The sequence below is a fragment of the Rhodococcus sp. MTM3W5.2 genome, from assembly GCF_001984015.1.
Classification (GTDB): Bacteria; Actinomycetota; Actinomycetes; order Mycobacteriales; family Mycobacteriaceae; genus Rhodococcus_G; species Rhodococcus_G oryzae.
The window spans coordinates 897,199-923,467 of record NZ_CP019572.1 but is presented as its reverse complement, the minus strand read 5'-3'; the positions used below and the strand labels follow the sequence as shown (position 1 = coordinate 923,467).

Below are 26,269 nucleotides of genomic sequence, written 5' to 3'. Positions count from 1 at the left end.
CGGGGTCAGAGGTCGGGTGAGGACGCCTGTGCCCAGAACCGCTTCGGGATCCGTCCGGCGCGACGGGCCAGGTAACCGGCGGTCACCGCGGACGCCATCGCCGATGCCATCAGCGCCGGGTCCTTGGCCCTGGTCACCGCGGTCGCGAGGAGGACGGCGTCGCACCCGAGCTCCATGGCCAGCGCCGCGTCGCTCGCGGTGCCGATGCCCGCGTCGAGGATCACCGGGACCCCGGCCGCCGCCACGATCATCTCGATGTTGTGCGGGTTCGAGATGCCGAGTCCGGTCCCGATCGGCGCACCGAGCGGCATCACCGCCGCGCACCCGACATCCTCGAGCCGCCGGGCCAGCACCGGATCGTCGGTGGTGTACGGCAGCACGATGAATCCGTCGTCGACGAGTTGTTCTGCGGCAGATACCAATTCGATCGCATCGGGCAGGAGGGTGCGCTCGTCGGCGATGACCTCCAGCTTCACCCAGTCGGTCTCCAGCGCCTCCCGGCCGAGCTGTGCGGTGAGCACCGCCTCGGCGGCGCCGCGGCAGCCGGCGGTGTTGGGCAGCGGGGCGATGTCCAGCTTGCGGAGCAGGTCGAGCACCCCGGTGCCGCCCGCCGCGTCGACGCGGCGCATCGCCACGGTGGTCAGCTCCGTGCCGGACGCGACCAGCGCCTCCTCCAGCACCGCGAGGTTCGCCGCGCCACCGGTGCCCATGATCAATCGGGAGCCGAAGCCGCGACCGGCGATGGTCAGACGATCTGCGGCGAACGGCTCAGCCACCCTGCACCGCCGTCAGGATCTCGATCTCCCAGCCCTTGCCGACCGGGGTGTCCCATGATGCCCGCGGGAACACCGCACCATCCACCGCGACCGCGATGCCCTTGCTGGGCAGGCCGAGGTGCTCCAGCAGCTGGGCCACGGTCAGCGGCTCGGACAGCTGATGGTCCTCGCCGTTGACGGTGATCCCGATGTTCACCGGTGTGTTCGTCATCGAGTCCTCACTCATCGTTGAAGGTGAAACGTTCCGGGGAGGCGCTCTTGGCCTCCGCCAACGGCGCGCCGTCCAGCTCGGCGACCACCGCGTCCGCGGTCAGCGGGGTCAGCAGCACGCCGTTGCGCCCGTGCCCGGTGGCCAGCACCACCCGGTCCGACACCCGGCCGATGATCGGCAGGTTGTCGGGGCTCATCGGGCGAAGTCCGGCGGCGCACTCGTGCAGCTCGTACTCCCCGATGCTCGGCATCAGCGTCTGCGCGTCGGCGATCAGGTCGCGGACCCCGGCGACGGTGACCTGGGTGTCCTCCCCCGACTCGTGCTGGGTCGCGCCGACCACCAGGCCGTCGCCGCGCGGCACCAGGTACACCGGACGCCCGTGCACGCTGCCGCGGATGGTCATGGTCGGGGCGGGCGCCACCCCTGGCCTGCGGTGCAACCGCAGGATCTCGCCCTTGACCGGCCGGACCGGCAGCCCTGGCCACAGCCGCGCGGACGCGGTGCCGGCGGACACCACCACCTGGTCGGCGGCCAACGCCCCTGGATCGGTGACCGCCTCGGCGACGAACTCCACCCCCGCCGCGACGCAGGCCGACCGCAGTGCCGCGATCAGCGCGCGGTTGTCGACGGCGGACTCGGTGGCGGCGAGCAGGGCCAGCCGGATGTTGGGGGCCAGCGACGGTTGAGCGGCCCGGATCTGCGCGCGCGAGAGCAGTTCCAGCTCGTAGCCCTGGCCGGCGATCCACTCGGCCACGGTCCGCAGGTCCGCGGCGTCGGCCGCGTCCAGCGCGACGGTGAGCGAGCCATGGGAGGTGAACAACGTTTCGCCGGACAGGGTCTCGAGTTCGGCGCCGAAGTCGGGCCAGCGGGCCAGCGAGGCTGCCCCGACCTGCAGGACCGCGTCCTCGCCCGGCCAGCCCTCCGACAGCGGTGCCAGCATCCCGCCCGCCACCCACGACGCCCCGGATGCGGGCGCCGGATCGTGGACGGTGACGCTCCAGCCTGCCTGGGCGGCACGCCACGCGATCGACAGACCGATCGCGCCGCCACCGATCACCGCGACGGTTCTGCTCACTACTCCACCTCACTCCCTGCGCCGGCATGATCCGGGTCAGGTATGACGGTCGGGGCTCGCGGCCCCCTCTCAGCCCCGCGTTCGCCGGGACTCCCGTGTCACTTCTCTCTGCGTAGAGACTACCGTTGAGAGCGTGCACCCCTCGCATTCCGGCAGGCACCTCACCCCTCGAGAACGCCTCGCCACCGCCCGTCTGTATCTCTGTACCGACGCTCGACGCGACAAAGGCGACCTCGCGAAGTTCGCCGAGGCCGCGCTGTCCGGCGGCGTCGACATCATCCAGCTGCGCGACAAGGGGTCGGCGGGCGAGCGGAAGCTCGGCCCGATGGAGACCCAGGAGGAGCTGGGCGCGCTGGCCGAGCTCGCCGCGGCCGCTCGCAGGCACGGCGCGCTGCTCGCCGTGAACGACCGTGCCGACCTGGCACTGGCCGCGGGCGCCGACGTCCTGCACCTCGGCCAGGGCGACCTGCCGGTGCACTACGCCCGCCGGATCCTCGGCCCGAACGTGGTGATCGGCCGCTCGACGCACAGCCGCGCGCAGGCACAGCTCGCCTCCATCGAGGACGACGTCGACTACTTCTGCACCGGGCCGGTCTGGGCCACCCCGACCAAGCCCGGCCGGACCGCCTCGGGCATCGACCTGGTCCGCTCGACCGCCGACTCGCACCCGACCCGCCCGTGGTTCGCGATCGGCGGCATCGACGAGGAACGGCTGCCCGAGATCCTCGAGGCCGGGGCCGAGCGCATCGTGGTGGTGCGGGCGATCACCGAGGCGCGCGACCCACAGGCGGCGGCCCGTTCGCTGGCCGAAGCGCTGTCCCGCAACGCCGTCCGCCGCTAGCACCCCGGTCAGGACATGCTGCCTGCGAAGATCGCCCAGTCGTTGAGGATGTGGGCGCCCGTGGAAACCCAGATGTTCTTGGTGATGAGGAACGCGAGGGACAGGACCAGCCGCGCGATTCCGATACCGATGAGGGCTTGGGCCACGTTCCAGTCGTAGGTGGGCAGGTGGACGGCCCCGAAGATCACCGCAGTGATCAGCCAGCCCAGGATCATCGCGGTCCTCCGCGACCACTTCAGCTTTGTGTAGAAGTAGTACATGAGCCCCAGCAGAGGCAGGATCGTCAGGAGTTCCTCGCCGAGCAACTGCGGGATGGCCTGTATGAAGAACAGGATCCGTTCGGTCGTCGACGCATCGGCGAGGCCGTCGGCGCCTGGGTTGGCCTCGGCGTCCGTGAACGCCGTCAGCAGCGCCCCGACACCGATGGTCACGAGGAAGTTGAGGACGAAGATCCCGACCATCAGGAGAACGTCACGGACCCCGACCCGGCGGAAGATCGCCGTCCAGTGGTCCGGCGCGAAGTGGCGCAGCACGAGCAGCGGGATCGCGGGGAGCGCGAGGGCAGGAACCCAGTGACTCCAGGCGTCGCCGAAGGGCCAGAACATGATGAATGAGAACCCGACCGCGACGGCGCCCGTGATGATCCACCATTGCCTGCCGGTGATGGTCTGGGGAATCCCGTTGTAGTAGGGGAAATCGGGGTTCGGGGTCGCAGCGGGCGGGGCCGCCTCGACACCTGTCGCGGTCGGGTCGTCGTAGGTCATATCGCGCTCCAGCTTCTGCTAGGACCGAGAGGACTCAGATCACTTGAAAGCTAGACGAATTCGAACGATGGCGCCGACCAAAGCAACCACTTTGTCCTGGGTTTCCACCCGCCAGGAGGGCACGACTCAGTCCAGCCACCCCAGCACGGTCGACGGCGACAGCTGCACGACCGTCTCCGGCAGGCGCTCGCGCAGCCCACGGTCCGCGGTGACCACGGCGGTCAGGTGCTGATCGACGCCGCCGAAGGCCGGGTGGCCGATGCCGCCGCCCGCGGCCATCGCCAGCTCGGTGCCCGCCAGCAGGGCCAGTTCGTCGTCCCCGCTGCCCGCGGCCACGTGCACGGGCACCCGGGCGTCCACCGCCGTGACGGTGCGCGCCTGACCCTCCAGGACAGCCTCGATCCGCGGCAGCCAGCCGAATCCGCCGTCCGGCAGCTCGATGGTCCTCGGCAGCGTCGCCGCCAGCGCGGCGAGCAGTTCGCCGGTCGCCCCCGCCCGGTCCCTCCACCATCCGTTCGGCCGCGAACCCAGCACGTTCGCGGTGTCCAGCAGCAGCCGGACCGGCGTGCTCCTCAACTGCGGCCAGCTCGCCGCGAAACCCGGGTGCAGCAGCAACCCCGACACCTCGCCCTCGGGCACCCAGCGCAGTTCCGTGCTCTCACCGTTCGGCACCGTCGTCAGCGGACCTGCCGCGTCGGCGATCACCGTCGTGTAGCTCCACCCGCTGCTGGCGTTGGCGGTCACCCGTTCCGCACGGACCCTCAGTTCGCAGCCGGGGATACCGGCCTCCTCCTCGGCCTCGCGGATGGCGGCGTGGACGGTCGACTCGTGGCTGTCGCGGGCACCGCCGGGCAGCGCCCAGGTGCCGCCCTGATGACTCCACTGGGCGCGGTGCTGCAGGAGCACGGTCGGGGTTCCGTCGGCCGCGGGAGCGCGGAGTAGCAGCCCCGCCGCGCCGAATTTGCCCCAATGCCGAATTCCGTCATCGCTCTTGGCCCAGCCGTCCCCGTCACCGCGCATCGACTTCGTTCACCTGCCCCACATCCGGCCACGTCGCACCCCACGCGGTCCCTCGCGCCTCGTCAACTCGTTCACGACCGAACTTAGGCCAGTCACGCACAACAAAGCTCAGTTACTGCTTATATGCTCCCCTTGACTGGCATCCGGGCCAGCTGGGAAGGGTGCGTGGTGGCCGTTCGGGAAGCACCGTCGACGGAACCGCTCGGCGATGATCTCGCGCCGCGGTCCGTCGGGTCTGCCGATCCCCATGGCCGATACACCCGGCTGTCCGAGTTCCTCAGGACGACCCCCGCCAAGCTGCTCGCGCTCGGGACCGCGCTGATCGTGGTGGCACTGGTCGCGGGCACCGTCGCCGCGATCCAGGTCGCGGACCGGCAGCGCACCCTCGACACGCTGCTCAACCAGGTCGAGCCCCAGGCGAACGCCACCCAGAACCTCTACAGCTCCCTCTCGATCGCGGACGCCGCGGCCACCACCGCGTTCATCTTCGGCGGCATCGAACCGACCGTGGTCCGCGACCGGTACACGCAGTCGATCGGCGAGGCGGCAGCCGACCTGATCGGCGCGTCGAGCGGCATCATCGAGACGAACGCGTCGGGCCAGCGGCTGCTCACCGAGCTGTCCACCGGGCTGCCGGTCTACACCGGCCTGATCGAGACGGCCCGGTCCTACAACCGCAGCGGCTATCCCGTCGGCACCGCGTACCTGCGCGAGGCCTCGTCCATGATGCAGTCGACCCTGCTCCCGATCGCCGAGGAACTGCACGGCCAGCAGGCGGAGGCCGTCGTGCAGAACCAGGACGAGTTCGCCACCCCGCCCTGGCTGGCGATCGGCCTGCTCCTGCTGTCGCTGATCGCCCTCGTCGTCGGCCTGGTCCTGCTCGCCGGATGGACCCGGCGGATGCTGAACCCGGGACTGATCCTGTCCGCCGTCGCGATCGCGGCACTGCTCGGGTGGCTGCTGATCGCCGGGCTGATCTCCTCGACGTCCACCGGACGGGCCCTGGAGCAGGGCGCCCGACCGTTGATGCAGCTGACCACCGGGCGCATCCTCGCGCAGCAGGCAAGGGCCGACGAGACCCTCGGCCTCGTCCGCCGCGACGTGAAGGGCGGCTATGCGGAGGCGTTCGGGACGCACCTGGCACGCCTCGAAGAGATCCTGGCCGAGTACCCGAACGACGGCCGCGTGAAGGTGGCCATCGATCTGGTCAGCCAGGCCGCCGAGGCCGGGAAGGACTGGTCCGCCGCGCACGAGCGGGTGCAGCGCCTGCTCGACAACGGCGACTGGGCCGGGGCGGCTGCCGTGGTCACCGGCCCCGGCGAGGAGGACTCGACGGCACACTTCGCCAGGGCCGATGCCGCGCTCGACGACGCCATCATGACGACCCGCAGCGAGCTGCGCGCCGATATCGACCGCGCCCACTCGACCCTGTACGGCCTCGGAACCGGTGCGCTCGTGCTCTCTGCGGTGGCCGCGGCCGGTGTCGGGGTCGGCCTGTGGCCACGGCTTCGGGAGTACCAGTGACGAGACCTGCATTCGGATCGGCCGGGCGGCGTCCGGCGCGACCGGGATGGCGGACCGCTGGGGCCGCCCTGCTCGTCGCCGCGTCCCTGATGACGGCCGGCTGCACGCAGGCCCAGCCGGGCATCGTCGCGGACACCGGCGGCTACACCGAACCTCCCCTGCCCGAGGGGGCCACGATCGCACCGCCGCCGACGGGGCCTCCGACGAACGCGGCGAACTGTGGGGACCCCACGGCGAGCCTGCGTCCCCTCCCCGGCGGCCCACCCGAGCCGCCACCGCCGAGCGCCTCCCTCGCCGAGATCCAGGCAAGGGGCAGACTCGTCGTCGGTCTCGACACCGGCAGCAACCTGTTCAGCTTCCGCGATCCGGCGACGGGCGCCATCGAGGGCTTCGACGCCGACATCGCCCGCGAACTGGCGCGCGACCTGCTCGGCGACCCGAGCCGGGTGGAGTTCCGCATCCTGCCCTCGGCCGGTCGCATCCCGGCGCTGATGAACAGCACGGTCGACGCGGTGGTCAAGACGATGACGATCACGTGCGAGCGCCGCGAGAAGGTCGACTTCTCCACGGTGTACTTCGAGGCCCAGCAGCGGGTACTCGCGGTCAAGGGGTCCGGCATCACCGGCGCCGCCGATCTGGCGGGCAAGCGGGTCTGCGCGGCCGAGGGCACCACCTCCGTCGATCGCATCCAGCTGGTGCAACCCGAGGCGACGGTGGTGACGGTCCCGAACTGGGGCGACTGCCTGGTGGTGTTGCAGCAGCGTCAGGTCGACGCGGTGAGCACCGACGATTCGATCCTGGCCGGCCTGGCGGCACAGGACCCGTACCTGGAGATCGTGGGCGAGAGCCTGAGCTCGGAACCGTACGGGATCGGGATCAACAAGTCGGACGACGACCTGGTGCGGATGGTCAACGGCAGCCTGGAGCGGATGCGGCGAGACGGCACCTGGAATCGGATCTACGATCGGTGGCTGAGAGTACTCGGGCCGTCGCCGGGCCCACCGGTCCCGCACTACCTGGACTGAAAGCGGAGACAATGGCTGGAACGCAAGGAGATCCGGGACAGGAGCCGTCGGTCCCGGAGCCGCCGATCGCGTCGACCGAGCGGTCGATGCGGACCCAGGCGTCGATGCCGGAGCCGTCGGTCCGGACCCAAGCCTCCGCGCCGGAGGTCTCCGGCCGGACCCAGGCCTCCGCACCGGAAGCGTCCGGCCGCACCCAGGCGACCGCACCGGAATCGACCGCGCCCGCCCGCACCACCGGGCGCGGGAGTCGCTCGCAACGGTCGCGGACGAGCGTGCGCCGCCGCCTCGGCGCCGGGCTGGTCGAGGTCCCGCCGGTCACCGCCGTCGAGCCCGCCGACGCGGTGATGGCCGATCCCGTCGTGCCGGAGAACAAGCGGTTCTGTTGGAAATGTGGGAAGCCGGTCGGCCGCAAGGGCCACTCCGAACCTGGGGCATCGGCCGGCATCTGCCCCTCCTGCGGCACCATCTTCGACTTCACCCCGCTGCTCGGTTCCGGCGATCTGGTCGCCGGTCAGTACGAGGTGCAGGGTTGTATCGCGCACGGCGGGCTCGGCTGGATCTACCTCGCGATCGACCGCAACGTCAGCGACCGCTGGGTGGTGCTCAAGGGCCTGCTGCACTTCGGGGATGCCGAGGCGCAGGCGGTCGCGCTCGCCGAACGGCAGTTCCTGGCGGAGGTGGCGCATCCGAGCATCGTGAAGATCTACAACTTCGTCGAGCATCCGCGGCCCGACGGCAGCCCGATGGGGTACATCGTCATGGAGTACGTTGCCGGGCATTCGCTCCGCGACGTACTCAGCACTCACAAACGGCCGGAACGGATTCCGGTCGAACAGGCGATGGCGTACGTGCTCGAGATCCTGCCCGCGCTCGGCTACCTGCATTCGGTTGGCCTGGTCTACAACGACCTCAAGCCGGAGAACATCATGATCACCGACGATCAGCTCAAGCTGATCGACCTGGGCGCGGTCGCCGGCATCGAGGACTACGGCTACCTCTACGGCACTCCCGGGTACCAGGCGCCGGAGATCCTCAGGACCGGTCCGACCGTCGCCTCCGACATCTACACGGTCGGCCGGACCCTCGCCGTGCTCAGCCTCCAGATGCCTTCCGCCAAGGGCAAATACCTCGACGGTCTGCCTGATCCCGAGCAGGCACCGCTGATCGCCGAGTACGAGTCCTTCCATCGGCTGTTGCTGCGGGCGACCGCCGCCGATCCCGACCACCGGTTCAGCTCCGCGGAGGAGATGGCCAGCCAGCTCACCGGGGTGCTGCGCGAGGTCCTGGCCCAGCAGACCAACGAGGAGCGTCCGGGGCTCTCCGAACTGTTCAGCCCGCAACGCACCACCTTCGGGACCGAGGAGGCGGTGCGGCAGACCGATGTCTATGTCGACGGCCGCAAGCACGAGCCGACCATGTCGGGGCGCGACATCACGGCCGCGCTTGCCGTTCCTCTGATCAACCCGTCTGACCCGAGCGCAGCCCTGCTCGCCGCCGCGGTGCACGCCGAGCCGGATCAGACCCTGGACGCCATCCGCCACGCCAGGGCGAACGGGCTCGAGCGAACGGTGGACGGCAGCGCCGGGTTCACGGCCGAGATCGCGCTGGCCGAGGCGAAGGCGCACCTCGACCTCGGCGACGCGACCGAGGCGTCTCGGGTGCTCGGTTCGCTCAGCTCGGCAAAGGGATCGAACTGGCGGGTCGACTGGTACGGCGGCATGGCCTCCCTGCTCGGTGCCGAGTACGAGCAGGCGATGAGCCAATTCGAGTCCGTGCTCGAGGCGCTCCCCGGCGAGATGGCCCCGAAGCTGGCATTGGCCGCCACCGCGGAACTCATTCTGCAGCACTGGGACACCGACCAGCCCGAGCAGTGGCGCAGGTTCGCCGAGAAGTACTACCGAACGGTATGGCGCACGGACCGCAGCATGGTCAGCGCCGCCTTCGGGCTCGCCAGGCAGCTGGCCGACAAGGGCGACACCACCGGCGCGATCGCGGCTCTCGATCAGGTGCCGCCGAGCTCACGGCATTTCAACGTCGCCCGGATGACCTCGGTGCTCACGCTGCTCTCGGGCGGGCCGATCGAGGAGATCCGCGAGACCGCGATCAGGGAGGCCGCCCGCCGGGTGAATGCGTTGCCGCCCAACGAGGGTCGGGCGCTGCAGATGCGCACGCTTGTCCTCGGCACCGCGCTGGACTGGGTGTTGCTCGGCCACGTCGCGAAATCCGAACACGAACCGATCCTCGGTGTCGCGTTCACCGAACGGGGTCTGCGTGCCGGCACCGAGGCCGGGCTGCGGGCCCTCGCGCGCAACGCCGAGGACCGCAGACACCGGTACGCGCTCGTGGACCTCGCCAACTCGATCCGGCCCAAGAGCCTGGTCTGAGCGGGCATCGCACGGTCCCCGCCCGATCGGACGGGGACCGCGGCGGGTCTAGCCCTCGCTGACCGGCCGGTAGGTGCAGACGTGCACACCCGCGGGGCTGATGGCGGTGGAGACCAACTCGAGGCTGTTCAGCTTGCCGCCGTCGGGGAAGATCGTCTTCCCGCCACCGAGCAGCACCGGCATGACCATGAGCCGGAGCTCGTCGACCAGGCCCTCCTGCAGGAGGGTGCGCACCAGGGTGGGGCTGCCCATGACCACCAGGTCGCCACCCTCGGCCGCGCGCAGCTCCCGAATACGGGCAACGGCCTCGTCGCCGGTGATCCGCGTGGTGTTCTCCCACGTCAGCTCGCCCTCGCCAAGGGAGTCGGACACGACGTACTTCGCGATGGCGTTCATCTTGTCGGCGAACGGGTCACCCGCCCGCTCGGGCCACGCCCCCGCCATCGTCTGCCACGTCCGGCGCCCGAACAGCAATGCCTCGGCCTTGCTCAACGCATCATCGAACGCACCGCCGACCACCTCCGGGTCGAAGTACGGGTGCGACCAGCCACCGTGCGCGAAACCACCGTCGGTGTCCTCCTCGGGTCCACCCGGTGCCTGCACGACGCCATCCAAGCTGATGAACTCGCTGATAACGATGCGCATGGGACTCGCTCCTCTTCGGTTGTTGTTCGGGCTTTCAGGGATGTAGACCCGCGAGCCGCTCGAAAATCATCGCTGCCCTTGCTCGCCCGCGCCATCCGGGGCGAAGCGGCGCGCGGCCCTGGCGATGGCCAACTCCTCGTTTGTCGGCACCACCAGCACCGCGACCCGCGAAGAGTCCGTCGAGATCACCCGGGCGGAACGGTCTTTCGCCGCGTTGCGCTCGAGGTCGATCTCGATTCCGAGCGACTCGAGACCGGCGAGCGCATCCGCACGGACCTCCACCGCGTTCTCCCCCACCCCGGCGGTGAACGCGATGGCGTCGACCCTGCCCAGGGTCACCAGGTATGCGCCGATGTATTTGCGCAGCCGGTGGATGTAGACGTCGTAGGCGAGCCGGGCCGCCTCGTCACCCTCCGCGATGAGACGGCGGAGCTCACGAAAGTCGTTGACCCCGCACAGACCCTTGAGTCCGGACCCGCGATTGAGCAGGTCGTCGATGGCGTCCACGTCCAGGTCCGCGCTGCGCCGCAGGTGCATCACGATGCCCGGATCGATGTCGCCGCTGCGGGTGCCCATCACCAGCCCCTCGAGCGGGGTCAGCCCCATCGAGGTGTCCATGGCCCTGCCACCCGCGATGGCCGAGGCCGAGGCCCCGTTGCCCAGGTGCAGCACGATCTGGTTGAGCTCGGCGTTGTCCCGGCCGAGCACCTCGGCCACCCGGCCTGAGACGTACTCGTGCGAGGTGCCATGGAATCCGTAGCGGCGCACCCCGTGTGCCGCAGCCACCTGGGCGTCGATGGCGTAGGTCCGGGCCTCCGCGGGCAGCGTGTGAAAGAAGGCGGTGTCGAAGACCGCGACGTGTGGGACGTCGGGGAACACCCGCATCGCACTCTCGATGCCGACCACGTTCGCCGGATTGTGCAGCGGGGCAAGCGCGGACAGCCGGGAGATCTCGGCGATCACGTCCGCCGTGATCCGGGTCGGCCGGTAGAACACCTCGCCGCCGTGCACCACGCGGTGACCGACAGCGGCGATGCCCGCGGTTGTCAGATCCATGCCCGCCTCCGCGAACATCGCGAAGGCCAGCTGCAGGCCCTCCGCGTGGTCGGCGATCGGACCGCGATGCTCGCTGTCTGTGCCGCGCTGCCGGTGCCCGATGACCCCGTCCGGCTCGCCGATCCGTTCGACGAGCCCCGAGGCGATGGCCTCACCGCCGTCGGGGTCGATCAGCTGGTACTTGATCGAGGACGAACCCGAATTGATTACCAGCACCGGACCGTTCACAGCTGATCCCCTCTGCGACGCCCTGCGCCTGGATGGCCGTGATGGCGACCGTGTTGACGATGTCCTGGATCAGCGCGCCGCGGGACAGGTCGTTGACCGGTTTCCTCAGGCCCTGCAGGACCGGGCCGACCGCGACCGCCCCCGCGCTGCGCTGCACCGCCTTGTACGTGTTGTTCCCGGTGTTCAGATCGGGGAACACGAACACCGTCGCCCGCCCAGCCACCTTCGAATCGGGCAGCTTCGTGCTCGCCACCGTCGGCTCGATGGCCGCATCGTACTGGATCGGCCCCTCCACCAACAGGTCCGGCCGCCGTTCGCGGACCAGGACCGTCGCCTCGCGGACCTTGTCCACCTCCGCACCCGAGCCCGAGTCGCCGGTCGAGTACGACAGCATCGCGATCAGCGGGTCGATGCCGAACTGGGCCGCGGTCTGCGAGGAGGAGATCGCGATGTCCGCCAGCTGCTCCGAGGTCGGGTCCGGCACGACCGCGCAGTCGCCGTAGGCCAGCACCCGGTCGGCCAGACACATCAGGAAGATGCTCGAGACGGTCGAGACACCGGGCGCGGTCTTGATGATCTCGAAGGACGGCCGGATCGTGTGCGCGGTGGTGTGCGCGGCACCGGAGACCATGCCGTCCGCGATCCCCAACTGCACCATCATCGTTCCGAAGTAGGAGATGTCGGCCATCACCTCGCGGGCGCGGTCGACGGTCATCCCCTTGTGCGCGCGCAGCCGGGCGTACTCCTGCGCGAACTGGTCGGTGTACTCGCAGTTGGTCGGGTCGAGCACCGTGGCCGCGCTCAGGTCGACGCCGAGCTCCGCGGCGCGCCTGCGCACCGGGCCCTCCTCCCCGAGGATGGTCAGGTCGGCGACCTTGCGCTGCAACAACCGTCCTGCCGCCCGCAGGATCCGGTCGTCGTCCCCCTCCGGCAGCACGATGTGCTTGCGGTCCGCCCTTGCCCGTTCGATCAACTGGTACTCGAACATCTGCGGGGTCACCACCTCGGGCCTGGCGACCTCGAGGCGGGCGAGCAGGTCGGCCGCGTTCACACGCTGCTCCATCAGGCTCAGCGCGGTGTCCACCTTGCGCTGCGAACCGACACCGACACGTCCCCTGGCCTGCGCGGCCGCGCTGGCGGTGTCGAATGTCCCGAGGTCGGTGGTCAGGATCGGCAAGCGCGGCTTGAGGCCGGCGACGAGCTTTGCGATGGCGGGGTGCGGCGCGATGCCGCCGTTCATGATGATCCCGGCGAGCGACGGAAAACCTTCCGCCTCATGGGCATTGACCATCGCGAGCAGCACGTCGGACCGATCACCCGGCGCGATCACCACCACGCCCTCCGAGAGCCGCTCGAGGATGTGCTCGGCGGTCATCCCGCCGACCATCACGCGCAGCGCCTCGCGCTGGAGCAACTCGGGATCCCCGCTGTACAGCTCCCCGTCGACCGCGGTCAGCAGCTCACCCATGGTCGGAGCGACCAGCAGCGGGATCTCGGGCAGGGTCCATGCGGGCACCGCCATCGGCTCCAGCGCCGTCGTCACCTCGCCGAGCCGGGCGGGGTCGCAGCGGTTCGCGACGATGCCCACCAGGTGGGCGTGCTGGGCGCGCAGCTCGGCCGCGCAGATCTGGGCCAGCTGCAACACCTCGTCGGGGGTCCGGCCCGACCCGCGGAGCGCCAGCAGCACAGGCGCATCCAGGTTCACCGCGATCCGGGCGTTGTAGCTCAGCTCGCTCGGGCTGGCGACGTCCGTGTAGTCGCTGCCGATGATCACCACGGCGTCGCACTGTTCCGCGACATCGTGGTAACGCGAGACGATCTCGCTGAGCGCCAGCTCCGGATCGGCGTGCACCTGCTCGTAGGTGACGCCGAGGCACTGCTCGTAGCTGAGATCCGCCGACGTGTGGTCGAGCAGCAGTTCCAGGATGTAGTCCGGTTCATCGGTGGAGCGCGCGATCGGCCGGAACACCCCGACCCGGGCGGCAGAGCCGCTGAGCATCTGCAGCACCCCGAGCGCGATGGTCGATTTCCCGGTATCGCCCTCGGGGGAGGCGATGTAGATGCTCGAGACTGCCGACTCCGCGGATGCCATGGCGTCCACCCTAATGGTGCGGATCGCGGTCCGCCGTCGGCCACAGCCACTCGCCGCGGGCGCGCCGGACTCGGGTAGTCGACTACGCGTGCCCGGGCCGGTGGCCGGTGGCAAAGTCGTTCTCAGGCCCGATCATGTGATCTGGCCCCAGGGGATGAGTGTCGATGCGAACCACATCCCGGTCGATGGCGTCCGTGCTCGCAGGCGTGGCCGTCGCAGTGGTGTTCACCCTCACCGCGCCCGGGTCCGAGGCGGCTCCTGCGCAGTCAGCCGCTCTGCCGGTGCGAGCCCTCCCCGAATTGCCCGATGTGCCGGGGCAAGGCGACCTTAATCTGCCACCTCTGCCGCCGGTCCCACCCGTACCCGAACCACCCCCATTGCCACCGGTCCCACCCGAACCACCCCCGTTGCCACCGGTCCCACCCGCACCCGAACCACCCCCGGTCCCACCCGCGCCCGAACCGCCACCTGCGCCCCCTGCGCCCCCTGCGCCGCCCGCCCCCGGACAACCGGACCCCGGACAGCCGGGCCGTGCATCGCAGGACGTCACGGGCACCAGGGGAACCTCGCCGAGCACCCACGACGCCGGCTCGCAGCAGGGTCCGTCGACACTGATACGGGTCCCGACCGGTGCGCCGGCGGGAGGACCCGTGACCACGGGGCAGCCCGATCCACGCGTGACTGTCTCGCCCGATCGAGGTCCGTCGACCACCGACGAGAACGACACACCCGCCACGCCCGGCTCGGCCGACTCCCCGCAGGTCGCCCTGATCGCCGCGGTCGGATTGACCTCCCTCGCCGCGGTCGCGGGCGCCGGGGTCGCGGTGCGGACCCGACAAGCCCGGCGGTGGCCGACCGAGCACGTGGACACCCAGCCGAAGCCGGCGCCTCCCGTCGTCGCGGTCGAACCACCGCCGGGGCAGATGCACGGTCATGCCGTGCGCCTCGAGCCCCTGAAAGACGCCGGCCACCAGTTCATCGAGGAGAACGACCGTGACCAGAACTGAGATCGTGACCAGATCGACCCTGCGCGCCACCGTGTTCGGGCAGCAGTCCGACGACGCCCTGACCTCGCGCATGAAGCCGCACCTGCCGCCGACAGGGATGACCCCGGGCCGGGTCACCACCACCCGCGCGGTCCCACGCTCGGCGCTGCGGCTGATCGACAGCCGCATCCTGTCCACCGCGTTGCGCTTCCTCGATCAGGACCCATGCCCCTGCTGCTGGCCGGCCTGAAGAAGTACCGTGCCCTCGCCGAGGCCGCGCGCGTCACCGCGGCCACGCCCGGTCGCGAGGAGGTGGTGATGCTGGTCGATCCCTACCGCGTCATCTCCGAGCATCGTCCCGAGGTCGCGCTGCTCATCGACGGCACCGAGGTCGCCCGGGTCGGTTTCGACCTGCGGATCGCCTTCGGCATGTGCGAGACGGCGGTCGCGGTGCGGCTCGGGGCCATCGATTCCATCGACTGTGAGGCCGGCGCGCTGGCCGTGGACCTGTCCGTTCCCGGCGGCGAGAAGCTGCTGCACGGGGAGGCCGAGTACTCCGTGCGGCGCGAGGTGCGGCCACCGATCATGATTCCGGTCGATCCGCGGCCTGAATGTCGTCCATGAGCCGCTCAGGCGCGGGCCTCCGGGCGGTCCATGACCCGCAACCAGCTCCCGTCCGGCTGACGCCGCACCACCTGCACCCGACCGCCGGTGTCGTCCGCGGGCCGGGTGGAGGTCATCGCCAGATCCCCGCTGCGCACAGTCGGCATCGGCTCCTCGACCTCGAAGTGCGGCCGGTTCGCCAGGAGTTGCTCGATGACGGCGCGGATCGCCTCCCGTCCCACGGTCTCGCTGCCCGGGGGAAGGCCAGCACGGCATCGGGCTCGTACAGCTCGGCAATCCCGGCCGCGTCGCCCGCATTGGCCCGTTCGACGAACATCCGGGCCAGATCCTCTGGAGTGGTTGCCTTTTCGCGTACGGCGGTCATCGCGATCTCCCTTGTTCTCGCTCCGTGCGGAGCTGATGTGCCTGACCACTCCATCCTGCGAGCACCGCTACGATAAGTCCAAGAACTGGTTTGTCTCGTAGCTAGAATCTCTGGTTATGGAACTTCGCCAATTGGAGTACTTCGTCGCGGTGGTCGAGGAGGCGAATTTCACCCGGGCCGCAGAGCGGGTGCACGTCGCCCAGCCGGGCGTCAGCGCACAGGTCCGCCGGCTCGAACGCGAACTCGGACAGGAACTGCTGGACCGCTCGGGCCGCGCAATCCGGCCGACCGCCGCGGGCGAGGCGGTGCTCCCCCACGCCAGGGCGGCCCTGGCCGCGGTGGCCGGGGCGCGGGCCGCCGTCGACGAGCTGGCCGGACTGATTCGTGGGCACGTGTCGGTCGGGATGGTCACCGCGGGCCCGACGGTCACCGTTGCGGACATGCTGGCCGGCTTCCACACCGAGCACCCCGGCGTGGGCATCTCGCTCTCGGAGGACACCTCCGAGCGGCTACTCGGCGCGCTGCGCGAGGGCAGGCTCGACGTCGCGCTCGTCGGGCTGGCCGGACCGCCGCCACCGGGGGTGTCCGTTCACGTCCTCGTGGACGAGCCGTTCGTCGCCGCTGCCCCGCCGGGCGACCCCATTGCCGCCCGCGACACCATCACGCTCGAGGCGCTGTGCGACCGCGAACTGATCGCCCTGCCCCGCGGCACCGGCCTCCGCACGGCCCTCGACAACGCCTGCGCCCGAGCCGGATTCACACCCCGCGTCGCGTTCGAGGCGAGCGACCCGAACGTCCTGGCACGGCTGGCGGCGCGCGGGCTCGGGGTGGCCGTCCTGCCGACGACGGTCGCGGACGCGCACGCGAGCGCGCTGCGGGCCGTCACCATCACCCGGCCCGGATTGCGCGGCCGAATCGCGCTCGCCTGGCGCTCGGACGGCCCGGCCAGTTCGGCGGCCGCGGCGCTGGTCGCGCACGCCCGGCTGAGCCTGCCCGCGCGTCAGAACACCGGCGCGCGATCGATGTCCGACACGTCCGCGCCTGCCGCCTCGAGCCGCAGGAAGAGCTGATCGGTCCCGTTGGCGGCCGAGAACTCGAGCTCGCTGTCGCTGATCGGCACCGCCTGCAGCCACGTGTCGACGCTCTCCTCGGTGTCGACCAGGATCTCCAGGTCCGGCCAGATGAACGGCACCACCAGGAGCAGGTGCTTCATCGACCGCGCCGGGTCCACCTCGCGGATCGCGTTCGGGATGATGCAGTTCGGCGTCAGGTGGAACGAGCCGGACGCCACCGCGAAGGCGCACTGCGCCAGCACGTCGGCCAGCGCGCGGTAGTCGGCGCGGCCGACCGTGACCAGCTCGGTGCGGATCGGCCGGCCGTCGTCGGTGGTGACATTCGTCGGGAAGCGAGACATGTCCAGCGTCGCGTACGAGGCGTAACCCGGCCCCGGGCAACCGTCCCCGACCGCGATCGACACCTCGTCCGGGGTCTCGCCGTCGGTGTCCGCATCGACCGCGGCCCGGAATCGCAGCACCTGCGGCAGCCCGCCGAACACCGCCCCGATGCGGCGTGCTGCTTCCATGACCTCGTCGCTGGCATCCATGACGGGCAAGCCTAGTGCGGCGATTGGACGCAGGTCGGCTCGGACGCCTGCTGGGTGAGCGCCCGCCGATCCGTGCCCCGATCAGTGGGCGGTTCCGTGGTCGCCACGGATGTGGACGGACCCCGCTACGGGAGATGGTGTTAGCACATCCGATTCACCTCGACCAACCCATCTCACCGAAGGACTGCCATGACCTCCATCGACCTCATCACCCTCGAAGTTCCCGACCCCAAGGCCGCCGAGGCCTCCTACACCGCCGCCTTCGGTTTGGGCGACTTGGTGAGGGTCCGCGCCTCCGAGACACCGACGACCGGCTTTCGCGGATTCTTCATGTCGCTCGTGGTGGCCCAGCCGAGCACCGTCGACAGCCTCATCGGCACCGCACTCGACGCCGGCTTCACTGCGCTGAAGCCGGCCAAGAAGAGCCTCTGGGGTACGGCGGCGTGGTCCAGGCCCCGGACGGCGCGATCTGGAAGGTCGCGACGTCGAAGAAGAAGGACACCGCCCCGGTCACCCGTGAGGTCGACGACGTCGTGCTGTTGCTGGGAGTCGAGGACGTCAAGGCGAGCAAGCAGTCCTACGTCGACCGCGGGCTGTCCGTGGCGAAGAGCTTCGGCAGCAAGTATGTCGAGTTCGCCACCCCGGGGTCGCCCGTCCGGCTGGCGCTCTACGGACGCCGTGCCGCAGCCAAGGATGCCGGCGTCTCCCCTGATGGCACCGGATCGCACCGGATCGTCATCGGCAGTGACGCCGGAACCTTCACCGACCCCGACGGATTCGCATGGGAACGAGCCTGACGCAAACGCAAGCCGCCGGATGGGATGCGCCTGCCACTGCACCCAGTGGCAGGCGGACCCGGCAACAGGCCGACTCAGCCCAGCGCACGCAGCCGCGGCGCGAGGTCGCGCTCGAACAGCTCCAGGAACCGGCGCTGGTCGTGGCCGGGGGCGTGGAACACCAGGTGGTTCAGACCCGCGTCGGTGTACTGCTTGACCTGCTCGACCGCCTCGTCGGGATCGGAGGCCACGATCCACCGCTTGGCAACCTGCTCGATCGGCAACGCATCCGCCGCCGCCTCCATCTCGATCGGGTCCTCGATGGAGTGCTTCTGCTCGGGCGTCAGCGACAGCGGCGCCCAGAACCGGGTGTTCTCCAGCGCCAGCTCGGGATCGGTGTCGTAGGAGATCTTGATCTCGATCATCTTGTCGATCTCGGCGACGTCGCGCCCGACCTTCTCCGCACCCTCGGCGACCGCGGGCATCAGCTTCTCGGTGTAGAGGTCCATGCCCTTGCCCGAGGTGCAGATGAAGCCGTCACCCGCACGGCCCGCGTACCGGGCGACCACCGGGCCGCCCGCCGCGATGTACACGGGGATGCCGCCCTCGGGGACGTCGTAGATCGAGGCGCCCACAGTGCGGTAGTACTCGCCCTCGAAATCGACCCGCTCACCGGTCCACAGCTGACGCATCAACTGCACCGACTCCCGCAGCCGCGCGAACCGCTCCTTGAACTCCGGCCACTCACCCTGATAACCGGTGGCGATCTCGTTGAGAGCCTCACCGGTACCGACACCGAGCATGATGCGACCCGGGTACAGGCAGCCCATCGTCGCGAACGCCTGAGCCACGACCGCCGGGTTATAGCGGAAGGTCGGCGTCATCACCGAGGTGCCCAGCTGCAGCGTGGTGGTGCGCTCACCGACCGCGGTCATCCAAGAGAGAGAAAACGGTGCGTGCCCGCCGTTGTGCCGCCACGGCTGAAAATGATCCGACACCGTGGCCGAGTCCATCCCGTGCGCTTCGGCCAGCACAGCGAGCTCCACCAACTCACGCGGCCCGAACTGCTCCGCAGAAGCCTTGTACCCGAGCTTGAGAGCCACCGTTCCTCCTAGCGAGTGCTACCCGTCACAACCGAGACTCACTATGCACGGGACATTCTCGGCCCGCCACGGGGGTCGGGTTCGCCTCGGCGCCGCCCACTCAGAGCGCGCCGATCACCGTCACCACCACGGTGAACCCCGCGACCAGCGACACGGCGACCGCGAACAGCCACAACTCCCTGGCCTCGGGCATCGGCGCTCCGCGCTCGAGCGCGTGCCGGACCTGCAGCCAGCGTCGCATGCCGACGAGCGAGGCCGCCACGGACAGCAGGATCAGGACGAGCCCGAGCAGGGTGCGCACCCACCCGGTGCTGAAGTCGGGCACCAGGTGGACCATCGCGATGCCACCGGCCAGGAATCCGAGCGAGGTCCGCATCCACGCCAGGAACGTCCGCTCGCTCGCCAGGGTGAACCGCTCATCGGGCCGCTCGATTTCCGCCACGGGGTGATCTTCGCACCGGCCGGCGTACAGGCGTCGAATCCGCGCCGGTTCGCCCCCGGACTGTTGCGCTGTGGGCCACACTATGCAGTGACCTGTAACACTCCGCGACTGTTCTGTGATCCAAGGTGTCAGAGATCCATTCCCAGGTGCCCCACCGAGGAGGACATTTCCGTGACCCCATCGACAACGAACGGCAGATCCGGGAAGTACCTACGCAGGGCTCTCGCCGGGACCGCGCTGGTGGCCTGCCTCGTGACATTGCCCGTCGCACCGGCCCTGGCCCAGCCCGGCAGCTCCGGGAGCGCGGGCAGCTCGGGGAGCGCGGGCAGCTCCGAGTTCGCCCTGCCCGTCCCGAGCCCCGCGGGTCTCATCGCGCTGGCTGCGGCCACCACCCAGACCGGGAAGCCCTACCTCTGGGCGGCACCGGCCCCAACGCCTGGGACTGCTCGGGCCTGACCCAGTGGGCGTTTCGGCAGGCCGGGGTGCAGCTGCCGCGGGTCAGCCAGCAGCAGGCGTGGGCCGGCAACTCCGTCCCCGCATGGGCGATGGCGCCCGGCGACATCATCACGTTCCGCACCGCGAACGACCACGTCGGCATCTACGCGGGCTTCGGGCAGGTCTTCAATGCCTACGGAGCCGGCGTGCCGATCGGATTGACCCCGTTGTCCGAACTGCCTCCGATCAACCAGGTCCGCCGATTCTGACGACCGTTCGGACTCAGCGACAAACACGGGAGAGGCGCGCACAGGTCACAATTGACCCGTGACCACCGACGAGCAGACCACCGGCTGGACCTACCTCATGGACATGGACGGCGTCCTCGTCCACGAGGACCACCTGATACCGGGGGCCGACGAGTTCCTGGCCGAACTGCAGGAGGCCGGCACCCCGTTCGTGGTGCTGACCAACAACTCGATCCGCACGCCCCGCGACCTGCGCGCCCGCCTCGTGCAGACCGGCCTCGACATCCCCGAGGAGGCGATCTGGACCTCGGCTCTGGCCACGGCGACCTTCCTGCGCACCCAGCGCCCGAACGGCAGCGCGTATGTGGTCGGCGAGTCCGGGCTCACGACCGCGCTGCACGACATCGGGTATGTGCTCACAGATCGGGATCCGGACTACGTGGTGCTGGGCGAGACCCGCACCTACTCGTTCGAGGCGATCACCACCGCGATCCGGTTGATCGAGCGCGGCGCCCGGTTCCTCGCCACCAACCCGGACGCGACCGGCCCCTCGCGCGAGGGTTCGCTGCCCGCGACGGGGTCGGTGGCGGCGCTGATCACCAGGGCAACCGGGCGGGAGCCGTACTACGTCGGCAAGCCGAACCCGTTGATGATGCGCTCGGCGCTGCGGGCGATCGGCGCGCACTCCGAACACACCCTGATGATCGGCGACCGGATGGACACCGACGTCGTCTCCGGCCTCGAGGCCGGCTTGCAGACCATCCTCGTGCTCACCGGCATCTCCACCCGCGCATCGGTCGAGATGTTCCCGTACCGGCCGACACGGGTCATCGAGTCGGTGGCCGACCTCGTCGGGCGGACGGCAAACCCCTTCTGACGCCGCGGCTCAGAGCCGCGACCTATCGCGAAGCCGGCTCCCCACCGCGACGAGCACCACTGGAATCCACGCAAAACCGTAGGCGGTCCGCAGTACCTCGTTGTCGCCGACGATCGAGCCCACCGAGACAAGGGCGATCGCCCACAGGGTGGCTGCGGCAACGCTCACCATAGTGAAATCGCTTCGGCGAAGACGTGTTCCGGCCAAGACGCGAGGCGCCAGCGTCCGAACCCCGCCGATCATGTGACCGCAAACGGCGATCGAACGCGGTCTCGAACCCGACTGCTCATGCAGCCACCGCTGCCAGGCCGCGACCCGGTCAGGCAGCGGGCGGCCGAGTACTTGGGGGAGGACGCATGTCCCGTGCCGACGCGCCCGAGCGAAAGCCAGCTGGGCGCCCGCGCACGACGATACCGCCACCACGACCACCGCGTGGACCGCGTGGACCGCGCCACTCGCCACCAGCATTCCGAGGGTCAGCGGAATGCTGTTTCCCGGCAACACGAGTCCGATCAGGTAACCCGACTCGACCACCAACAACACCGCCACGACCACGAACAGCAGCGGCGCGGGCGCGAACGTCAGGTTGTCCACGTCGAGCATGCGGCCGAGACCGGTCACCATCGACGGCAGGTCGGGAATGTCCATGGAACCAGCCTGTCCGAGCGCCGCCCCCGAATCTGCCTGGAACGCCCACGAACTCCTGGTATGGATTTCCCTACCAGGGCTCGTGGGCCCGCCCGCCAGACCCCGGTCGTGCGCGGCCCTATGGTGGGATCGAAGCATCGAACCGACCACGAGAGGCAGCGCTGTGACCGCACCCGGTTCGTTGCCGATCCGCCGCAGCCCGCTGCGCGCCTGGCTCAGCGTCGACTGGTGGCTGGCCGTGCTCTCACTGCTGTCCGCCGCGCTCTCCGGAATCGTCGGCATGCTGTTGATCACCCTCCTCGCCGCCGCCGCACTCACCCTGCCGATGGCCTTGCTCGGAGTCCTCGTGTTCGCCTGCACCATTCCGGCGGTCCGGGGCGCCGACGCGGCCCAACGGGCCGCGGTCCGATTCCTCGGCGGCGGTCGAATCGCCGAGCCCGACCGTCCCGGCGGTCCCACCCGGCGGGCCCGGTTCGTCGCGGCAGCCCGCGACCCGGCACTGTGGCGTTCGCTCGCCTACTGGTTCCTGCGAATCCCACTGGGAGTCCTGCTTCCGATCGTGGTCGCCGCCATGTTCACCGCACCCCTGACCCTGACACTGGCTCCCGTCGCGTGGCTGCTCACTGACCCTCGGGATTCCGAGCTGCGAGAGCACTTTGTTGGACTGCCGGCGTTGTTGGCCGTCGGCGCTGTCAGCGCTGTCGGCGCGATATGGCTGATGCTGCTCACCCCGCTGCTCGTGTCCTCCCTTGCTCGGGCCGATTGGTGGTGCACCCGAATGCTGTTGGGCGCCTCGACCACCCAGGAACGCATGGCGCAGCTGACCGAGTCCCGCGCCAGGGTGATCGATGCCGCCGAGGCGGACCGACGGCGCATCGAGCGCGACCTCCACGACGGCGCACAGCAGCGATTGGTGTCGGTGTCAATCTCCCTGGGGCAGGCACGATCCCGCGTGGCGGCTTCCGAGGACGAGACGCTTCGCACGCTGCTCGACGACGCCCACCGGGAAACGAAGAACGCCATCGGCGAGATCCGCGCACTGACTCGTGGACTGCATCCGCCGATCCTCACCGACAGGGGACTCGATGCTGCGCTGTCCTCGGTGGCGACGCTGTGTGCGGTTCCCGTCGACATCGACGTCGCCGCGGAGCTGGCCGGAGTGGGAAGACCGTCGGCCGCACTCGAGTCCAACATCTACTTTCTCGTCTCGGAGGCCCTGACCAACGTGAGCAAGCACGCCAACGCCACCCGCGCGGCCGTCGCCGTCAAACGTGTCGGGTCCGCGATCCGGGTCACCGTCGACGACGACGGCGACGGCGGCGCGCAGATCCTGCCCAGCGGCGGACTCGCGGGCCTGGCCGACCGGCTCAGCGGGGTGGACGGCACCCTGCGGGTGGAGAGTCCGGCCGGTGGGCCGACCCGACTCCTCGTGGAGGTCCCGTGCGGGTGATGCTGGCCGATGATTCGGTGTTGCTGCGCGAGGGCATCGGCCGTCTCCTCGCCGACAGCGGCGCGACGATCACCGCGAGCGTCGGCGACGCCGAGGCCCTGCTGCGCGCCGTCGGCGACGCCGAGGCGCCACCGGAGGTGTGCGTCGTGGACGTGCGGATGCCGCCGACTTTCCTCGACGAGGGGCTGCGAGCGGCGTTGGTGATCCGCGAGCGGTGGCCGCGGGTCGGGGTCCTGGTGCTCTCGCAGTACGTCGAGGAACGCTATGCGTCCGAGCTCCTCCGTGACCGCATCGACGGTGTCGGCTATCTGCTGAAGGATCGGGTTGCCGACGTGGCGGACTTCATCGATGCCGTTGAGAGGGTGGCGGCGGGCGGCACCGTCATCGACCCCGATGTGGTTCAACAACTCCTTGCACGCACGCCGCGTAACGACTCGCTCGACACACTGACCCGCGCGAACGCGAGGTGCTCACCGCGATGGCACAGGGGCAGTCGAACGCCGGAATCGCCGCCACGCTCGTGATCGGGCACGCCGCTGTCGAAAAGCACATCGGCAATATCTTCGGCAAGCTCGGCCTCCACCACGACGCCGCCGACCATCGGCGCGTCCTGGCCGTCCTGCGCTACCTAGGAGCGACATGAACAGGCTCGCGCCCTCCCGCCGGATCGCCGCGATCGCCTGCGCGACCGCCGTCGCGGTCGGGGCAGGCGGCGCGGCGTCCGCAACCCTTGCGTACTTGTTCGGGGTGCCAAGCCAGCACGAGTTCTCCCACACCGCGTCCGGCGATGCCTCCGGCACACTGACGGTCCGGGCACCAGCCGGTGGGGTCGACCTCACCATCTCACCCAGCCCTGATGACCGCCTGCACGTGTCGGCCTCGGGCACCTATCGCGGTGGTCCGCCGGTGGTCACGGTCGGCGAATCCGGTGCTGCGGTGGACATCGTGTGCCCCGAGGGCCAGTTCTGGAGATGCTCGCTCGGCGTCACCGTAGCGGTCCCGTCACGGGCCGACGTGACGGCGGAGGGCCTCGCCGGATCGATCACGATGACGGACCTGCATGGTGCCGTGACGGCAACCACCACCACCGGTGACGTCACAATACGGCGGCACCACGGTCCCGTCCGGGCGCAGACCGCCGAGGGGAAGTCGAGATCGGGGCGATTGCGGCACCCGAACTGTCCGCCCGCACCACCTACGGCAGCATTCGAATCGACGTGGATACCCCACCCGATTCCGTCGATGTGCGAAACACCATCGGCGACATCGAGATCGGGTTACCCGGTGATGTCGCCTACCACCTGGAGACGACCGTCCGCGACGCAACCGCGGTGACCACCGCCGTTGCCGAGGACCCCGCCAGCCCGCACCTGGTCCGGATCGAGTCCTCAGCCGGGGCGGTGGCGGTGTTCCCCAACGACTAGCGGGCGCCGCTCAGCCCAGAGCCCGTTCCAGATCCGACAGCAGGTCGGCGGTGTCCTCGAGCCCAACGGACAGCCGTACCACGCCGTCGGTGAGCCCCACGGCCGCACGGCCTTCCGGGCCCATCGCACGGTGCGTGGTGGTGGCCGGGTGGGTGATCAGTGACTTGGCGTCACCGAGGTTGTTCGAGATGTCGATCACCCGCAGCGCGTCGAGCACCTCGAAGGCCCGCTTCTTGGCCTCGCCGTCCGGCGCGTCGAGCTCGAACGTGACCACGGTGCCGCCGCCGCTCATCTGCCGCTTGGCCAGATCGTGCTGCGGATGCGACTCCAGATACGGGTACTTCACCCAGCGCACCGACTTGTGCCCCTCGAGGAACCGGGCGATCTGGAGCGCCGAGTCGACCGAGTGCCGCACCCGCACCGGCATGGTCTCGAGCCCCTTGAGCAACGTCCACGCGTTGAACGGGCTCAGCGCGGGACCGGTGTGCCGCATCAGGTTCTGCACCGGCCCCTCGATGTAGTCCTTGGGCCCGAGGATCGCGCCGCCCAGCACCCGGCCCTGGCCGTCGATGTGCTTGGTGCCGGAGTACACCACGATGTCCGCGCCCAGATCGAGGCTGCGCTGCAGCAGCGGGGTGGCGAAGACGTTGTCCAGCACCACCTTTGCGCCCGCCGCATGAGCAAGCTCCGAGACCCGCGGGACGTCCACGAGCGACTGCATCGGGTTCGACGGGGTCTCGAAGAACACCGCGGTGGTCGGCACCGACAGCGCCTGCTCCCACTGCTCGAGGTCCTCACCGTCGACGAAGACCGTCTCCACGCCCCAGCGCGGCAGGATCTCGTTGCACACCACGAAGCACGAGCCGAACAGGCTGCGCGCCGCGACCAGCCGGTCGCCCGCGCCGAGCAGCGCGCCGAGCGCCGTGAACACCGCGGACATGCCGCTCGAGGTGGCGAAGCAGGCCTCCGCGCCCTCGATCAGGCGCAGCCGCTCCTCGAACATCTTCACGGTCGGGTTGCCATACCGGGAGTAGACGAAGTGGTCGACCTCCCCGGTGAACGCCTGCTCGGCCGCGCCGGCCGACTCGTAGACGAAGCCGGAGTTGAGGAACAGCGCCTCGGAGGTCTCCTCGAACCCGGTGCGCATGATGCCGCCGCGCACGCCGAGCGTGCCGAGCCCGACGTCCGGCGGGAGCTCGCGGTGGAAGGCCCCGCCCTGCGGGATGCCACTCACGACTGCCGCCACGGGAGTCCGAGCGCGCGCCAGCCGGCCGCCCCGCGGTGGCCGTCCGCGTCGATGCCGCCCTCGAAGCCGTCGAGGACGTTGTACGACGGCCCGATCCCGGCCGCGGTCGCGGCCTCGGCCGCACCGATGGAGCGCTGACCTGACCTGCACAGGAACACCACGGGGCGCTCGCCGGTTATGCCGGCCTCCTTGAGATGGTCGACGAAGTTGTCGTTTCTGGCCCCTCGCACGCTCACCCACTCGATGAACACCGGACGTTTACCGAGGTCAGAGGTGTCGGGAACACCCACGAACTTCCACTCGGCGTCGGTGCGGACATCGACGAGGACCGCCTCGGGATGCTCGCGCAGCAGGTCCCATGCCTGCTGCGGGGTGATGTCGCCTGCGTAGGTCATGGCATCA

At 70.0% G+C, this 26,269-nt stretch carries 26 protein-coding genes, 4 pseudogenes and 1 riboswitch; of the genes and pseudogenes, 14 read left to right on the top strand and 16 right to left on the bottom strand.

Annotation, left to right across the window (positions count from 1 at the left end; genetic code table 11):
- Positions 1 to 5: 5 nt before the first annotated feature.
- The 3 genes from BTZ20_RS04385 to thiO all read right to left on the bottom strand — a co-directional run bounded on the left by BTZ20_RS04385 (position 6) and on the right by thiO (position 2,062).
- Positions 6 to 776, bottom strand: a complete 771-nt coding sequence (locus BTZ20_RS04385) for a thiazole synthase (RefSeq protein WP_077040516.1) — start codon at positions 774 to 776, stop codon at positions 6 to 8.
- Positions 769 to 987, bottom strand: coding sequence for a sulfur carrier protein ThiS (thiS, locus tag BTZ20_RS04380; protein ID WP_027501293.1), 219 nt, complete (start codon positions 985 to 987; stop codon positions 769 to 771). The genes BTZ20_RS04385 and thiS overlap by 8 nt, the downstream gene beginning before the upstream one ends.
- 7 nt (positions 988 to 994) lie before the next feature.
- Positions 995 to 2,062, bottom strand: a complete 1,068-nt coding sequence (thiO, locus tag BTZ20_RS04375) for a glycine oxidase ThiO (RefSeq protein ID WP_077040515.1) — start codon at positions 2,060 to 2,062, stop codon at positions 995 to 997.
- A riboswitch (TPP riboswitch) is annotated at positions 2,059 to 2,169 on the bottom strand. (Overlaps the previous gene by 4 nt.)
- 26 nt (positions 2,170 to 2,195) lie before the next feature.
- Between thiO and thiE the strand changes: the two genes are divergently transcribed.
- Complete coding sequence (gene thiE / locus BTZ20_RS04370; protein ID WP_077040514.1) at positions 2,196 to 2,903, top strand: thiamine phosphate synthase; 708 nt, start codon at positions 2,196 to 2,198, stop codon at positions 2,901 to 2,903.
- 8 nt (positions 2,904 to 2,911) lie between these two features.
- Here thiE and BTZ20_RS04365 read toward each other — a convergent pair whose 3' ends face one another.
- Both BTZ20_RS04365 and BTZ20_RS04360 read right to left on the bottom strand, forming a co-directional pair.
- Positions 2,912 to 3,667, bottom strand: a complete 756-nt coding sequence (locus BTZ20_RS04365) for a CPBP family intramembrane glutamic endopeptidase (RefSeq protein ID WP_083742519.1) — start codon at positions 3,665 to 3,667, stop codon at positions 2,912 to 2,914.
- Between the two features lie 126 nt (positions 3,668 to 3,793).
- Complete coding sequence (locus tag BTZ20_RS04360; RefSeq protein WP_077040513.1) at positions 3,794 to 4,687, bottom strand: NUDIX domain-containing protein; 894 nt, start codon at positions 4,685 to 4,687, stop codon at positions 3,794 to 3,796.
- Positions 4,688 to 4,855: 168 nt separating this feature from the next.
- On the opposite strand from BTZ20_RS04360, the gene BTZ20_RS04355 reads away from it, so the two are divergent.
- From BTZ20_RS04355 to BTZ20_RS04345, 3 genes are all read left to right on the top strand, one after another.
- On the top strand, positions 4,856 to 6,211 hold the full coding sequence (locus BTZ20_RS04355) for a hypothetical protein (RefSeq protein ID WP_223263629.1): 1,356 nt from the start codon (positions 4,856 to 4,858) through the stop codon (positions 6,209 to 6,211).
- Positions 6,212 to 6,300: 89 nt separating this feature from the next.
- A complete protein-coding gene (locus BTZ20_RS04350; RefSeq protein ID WP_077040511.1) occupies positions 6,301 to 7,236 on the top strand; it encodes a glutamate ABC transporter substrate-binding protein in 936 nt (311 codons plus the stop codon).
- 11 nt (positions 7,237 to 7,247) lie between these two features.
- On the top strand, positions 7,248 to 9,620 hold the full coding sequence (locus BTZ20_RS04345; RefSeq protein WP_189636589.1) for a serine/threonine-protein kinase: 2,373 nt from the start codon (positions 7,248 to 7,250) through the stop codon (positions 9,618 to 9,620).
- Between the two features lie 48 nt (positions 9,621 to 9,668).
- On the opposite strand, the gene BTZ20_RS04340 is transcribed toward BTZ20_RS04345, so the two are convergent.
- The 3 genes from BTZ20_RS04340 to pta form a co-directional block, all read right to left on the bottom strand.
- Complete coding sequence (locus BTZ20_RS04340) at positions 9,669 to 10,265, bottom strand: dihydrofolate reductase family protein (protein ID WP_077040510.1); 597 nt, start codon at positions 10,263 to 10,265, stop codon at positions 9,669 to 9,671.
- Between the two features lie 66 nt (positions 10,266 to 10,331).
- Positions 10,332 to 11,537 (bottom strand): acetate kinase, encoded by a 1,206-nt coding sequence (locus BTZ20_RS04335; protein ID WP_223263628.1) that lies wholly within the window; start codon positions 11,535 to 11,537, stop codon positions 10,332 to 10,334.
- The gene (gene pta, locus BTZ20_RS04330) at positions 11,473 to 13,641 is read right to left on the bottom strand and encodes a phosphate acetyltransferase (RefSeq protein WP_083742888.1); all 2,169 of its coding nucleotides are present in this window, start codon (positions 13,639 to 13,641) and stop codon (positions 11,473 to 11,475) included. Before pta ends, BTZ20_RS04335 begins: the two co-directional genes overlap by 65 nt.
- A gap of 677 nt (positions 13,642 to 14,318) precedes the next feature.
- Here pta and BTZ20_RS26565 point away from each other — a divergent pair.
- From BTZ20_RS26565 to BTZ20_RS26130, 3 genes are read left to right on the top strand one after another with little or no spacing between them, the layout of a single operon-like run.
- Positions 14,319 to 14,648, top strand: coding sequence for a hypothetical protein (locus BTZ20_RS26565; RefSeq protein ID WP_077040508.1), 330 nt, complete (start codon positions 14,319 to 14,321; stop codon positions 14,646 to 14,648).
- Positions 14,635 to 14,877, top strand: a complete 243-nt coding sequence (locus BTZ20_RS26135; RefSeq protein WP_145982207.1) for a hypothetical protein — start codon at positions 14,635 to 14,637, stop codon at positions 14,875 to 14,877. Before BTZ20_RS26565 ends, BTZ20_RS26135 begins: the two co-directional genes overlap by 14 nt.
- Positions 14,853 to 15,251, top strand: a complete 399-nt coding sequence (locus tag BTZ20_RS26130) for a hypothetical protein (RefSeq protein WP_083742516.1) — start codon at positions 14,853 to 14,855, stop codon at positions 15,249 to 15,251. The genes BTZ20_RS26135 and BTZ20_RS26130 overlap by 25 nt, the downstream gene beginning before the upstream one ends.
- Positions 15,252 to 15,256: 5 nt before the next feature.
- Here BTZ20_RS26130 and BTZ20_RS04315 read toward each other — a convergent pair.
- Positions 15,257 to 15,615, bottom strand: a pseudogene (locus BTZ20_RS04315) (YybH family protein).
- A 116-nt stretch (positions 15,616 to 15,731) separates the two neighbouring features.
- Here BTZ20_RS04315 and BTZ20_RS04310 point away from each other — a divergent pair.
- Positions 15,732 to 16,685: a LysR family transcriptional regulator gene (locus BTZ20_RS04310; protein ID WP_077040507.1), complete on the top strand. Its 954-nt coding sequence runs from the start codon at positions 15,732 to 15,734 to the stop codon at positions 16,683 to 16,685.
- Here the strand turns inward: BTZ20_RS04310 and BTZ20_RS04305 are convergent.
- Positions 16,616 to 17,218, bottom strand: a complete 603-nt coding sequence (locus tag BTZ20_RS04305) for a suppressor of fused domain protein (RefSeq protein WP_077040506.1) — start codon at positions 17,216 to 17,218, stop codon at positions 16,616 to 16,618. The two genes, BTZ20_RS04310 and BTZ20_RS04305, sit on opposite strands and share 70 nt — an antisense overlap.
- A gap of 189 nt (positions 17,219 to 17,407) precedes the next feature.
- Between BTZ20_RS04305 and BTZ20_RS04300 the strand changes: the two are divergent.
- Positions 17,408 to 18,015 (top strand): annotated as a pseudogene (locus BTZ20_RS04300) (glyoxalase).
- A 74-nt stretch (positions 18,016 to 18,089) separates the two neighbouring features.
- Here the strand turns inward: BTZ20_RS04300 and fgd are convergent.
- The 3 genes from fgd to BTZ20_RS27685 form a co-directional block, all read right to left on the bottom strand.
- The gene (gene fgd, locus BTZ20_RS04295) at positions 18,090 to 19,097 is read right to left on the bottom strand and encodes a glucose-6-phosphate dehydrogenase (coenzyme-F420) (RefSeq protein ID WP_077040505.1); all 1,008 of its coding nucleotides are present in this window, start codon (positions 19,095 to 19,097) and stop codon (positions 18,090 to 18,092) included.
- 100 nt (positions 19,098 to 19,197) lie between these two features.
- Entirely contained in the window at positions 19,198 to 19,539 is a 342-nt protein-coding gene (locus BTZ20_RS04290) for a YidH family protein (protein WP_077040504.1), read from the bottom strand.
- Positions 19,540 to 19,667: 128 nt separating this feature from the next.
- Complete coding sequence (locus BTZ20_RS27685; RefSeq protein ID WP_223263893.1) at positions 19,668 to 19,928, bottom strand: hypothetical protein; 261 nt, start codon at positions 19,926 to 19,928, stop codon at positions 19,668 to 19,670.
- Between BTZ20_RS27685 and BTZ20_RS04285 the strand changes: the two are divergent.
- Positions 19,816 to 20,243: pseudogene (locus BTZ20_RS04285) on the top strand (C40 family peptidase). The gene BTZ20_RS27685 and the pseudogene BTZ20_RS04285 overlap by 113 nt on opposite strands.
- Positions 20,244 to 20,340: 97 nt before the next feature.
- Positions 20,341 to 21,099: an HAD-IIA family hydrolase gene (locus BTZ20_RS04280; protein ID WP_077043477.1), complete on the top strand. Its 759-nt coding sequence runs from the start codon at positions 20,341 to 20,343 to the stop codon at positions 21,097 to 21,099.
- 9 nt (positions 21,100 to 21,108) lie between these two features.
- Here the strand turns inward: BTZ20_RS04280 and BTZ20_RS04275 are convergent, their stop codons facing one another.
- A complete protein-coding gene (locus BTZ20_RS04275) occupies positions 21,109 to 21,747 on the bottom strand; it encodes a DedA family protein (RefSeq protein WP_077040503.1) in 639 nt (212 codons plus the stop codon).
- Positions 21,748 to 21,910: 163 nt separating this feature from the next.
- On the opposite strand from BTZ20_RS04275, the gene BTZ20_RS04270 reads away from it, so the two are divergent.
- From BTZ20_RS04270 to BTZ20_RS26560, 3 genes and pseudogenes are all read left to right on the top strand, one after another.
- Positions 21,911 to 23,197, top strand: coding sequence for a sensor histidine kinase (locus BTZ20_RS04270; protein WP_189636588.1), 1,287 nt, complete (start codon positions 21,911 to 21,913; stop codon positions 23,195 to 23,197).
- Positions 23,188 to 23,840: pseudogene (locus tag BTZ20_RS04265) on the top strand (LuxR C-terminal-related transcriptional regulator). Before BTZ20_RS04270 ends, BTZ20_RS04265 begins: the two are co-directional and overlap by 10 nt.
- Entirely contained in the window at positions 23,837 to 24,532 is a 696-nt protein-coding gene (locus BTZ20_RS26560) for a hypothetical protein (RefSeq protein WP_145982206.1), read from the top strand. Before BTZ20_RS04265 ends, BTZ20_RS26560 begins: the two are co-directional and overlap by 4 nt.
- A 99-nt stretch (positions 24,533 to 24,631) precedes the next feature.
- On the opposite strand, the gene BTZ20_RS04255 is transcribed toward BTZ20_RS26560, so the two are convergent.
- The gene (locus BTZ20_RS04255) at positions 24,632 to 25,855 is read right to left on the bottom strand and encodes an O-succinylhomoserine sulfhydrylase (RefSeq protein WP_077043475.1); all 1,224 of its coding nucleotides are present in this window, start codon (positions 25,853 to 25,855) and stop codon (positions 24,632 to 24,634) included.
- Positions 25,852 to 26,262, bottom strand: coding sequence for a rhodanese-like domain-containing protein (locus BTZ20_RS04250; RefSeq protein WP_077040501.1), 411 nt, complete (start codon positions 26,260 to 26,262; stop codon positions 25,852 to 25,854). Before BTZ20_RS04250 ends, BTZ20_RS04255 begins: the two co-directional genes overlap by 4 nt.
- Positions 26,263 to 26,269: the final 7 nt, after the last annotated feature.

Bases quoted from the DNA above. Each gene is read 5' to 3' on its own strand.
- BTZ20_RS04305 (WP_077040506.1), bottom strand. From the start codon at position 17,218: ATGGATGCCAGCGACGAGGTCATGGAAGCAGCACGCCGCATCGGGGCG.
- BTZ20_RS04350 (WP_077040511.1), top strand. From the start codon at position 6,301: ATGACGGCCGGCTGCACGCAGGCCCAGCCGGGCATCGTCGCGGACACC.
- BTZ20_RS04310 (WP_077040507.1), top strand. From the start codon at position 15,732: ATGGAACTTCGCCAATTGGAGTACTTCGTCGCGGTGGTCGAGGAGGCG.
- BTZ20_RS04250 (WP_077040501.1), bottom strand. From the start codon at position 26,262: ATGACCTACGCAGGCGACATCACCCCGCAGCAGGCATGGGACCTGCTG.
- BTZ20_RS04275 (WP_077040503.1), bottom strand. From the start codon at position 21,747: ATGGACATTCCCGACCTGCCGTCGATGGTGACCGGTCTCGGCCGCATG.
- pta (WP_083742888.1), bottom strand. From the start codon at position 13,641: ATGGCATCCGCGGAGTCGGCAGTCTCGAGCATCTACATCGCCTCCCCC.
- BTZ20_RS04280 (WP_077043477.1), top strand. From the start codon at position 20,341: ATGGACATGGACGGCGTCCTCGTCCACGAGGACCACCTGATACCGGGG.
- BTZ20_RS26130 (WP_083742516.1), top strand. From the start codon at position 14,853: ATGCCCCTGCTGCTGGCCGGCCTGAAGAAGTACCGTGCCCTCGCCGAG.
- thiS (WP_027501293.1), bottom strand. From the start codon at position 987: ATGACGAACACACCGGTGAACATCGGGATCACCGTCAACGGCGAGGAC.
- BTZ20_RS26560 (WP_145982206.1), top strand. From the start codon at position 23,837: ATGAACAGGCTCGCGCCCTCCCGCCGGATCGCCGCGATCGCCTGCGCG.
- BTZ20_RS04340 (WP_077040510.1), bottom strand. From the start codon at position 10,265: ATGCGCATCGTTATCAGCGAGTTCATCAGCTTGGATGGCGTCGTGCAG.
- BTZ20_RS04345 (WP_189636589.1), top strand. From the start codon at position 7,248: ATGGCTGGAACGCAAGGAGATCCGGGACAGGAGCCGTCGGTCCCGGAG.
- BTZ20_RS04365 (WP_083742519.1), bottom strand. From the start codon at position 3,667: ATGACCTACGACGACCCGACCGCGACAGGTGTCGAGGCGGCCCCGCCC.
- BTZ20_RS04360 (WP_077040513.1), bottom strand. From the start codon at position 4,687: ATGCGCGGTGACGGGGACGGCTGGGCCAAGAGCGATGACGGAATTCGG.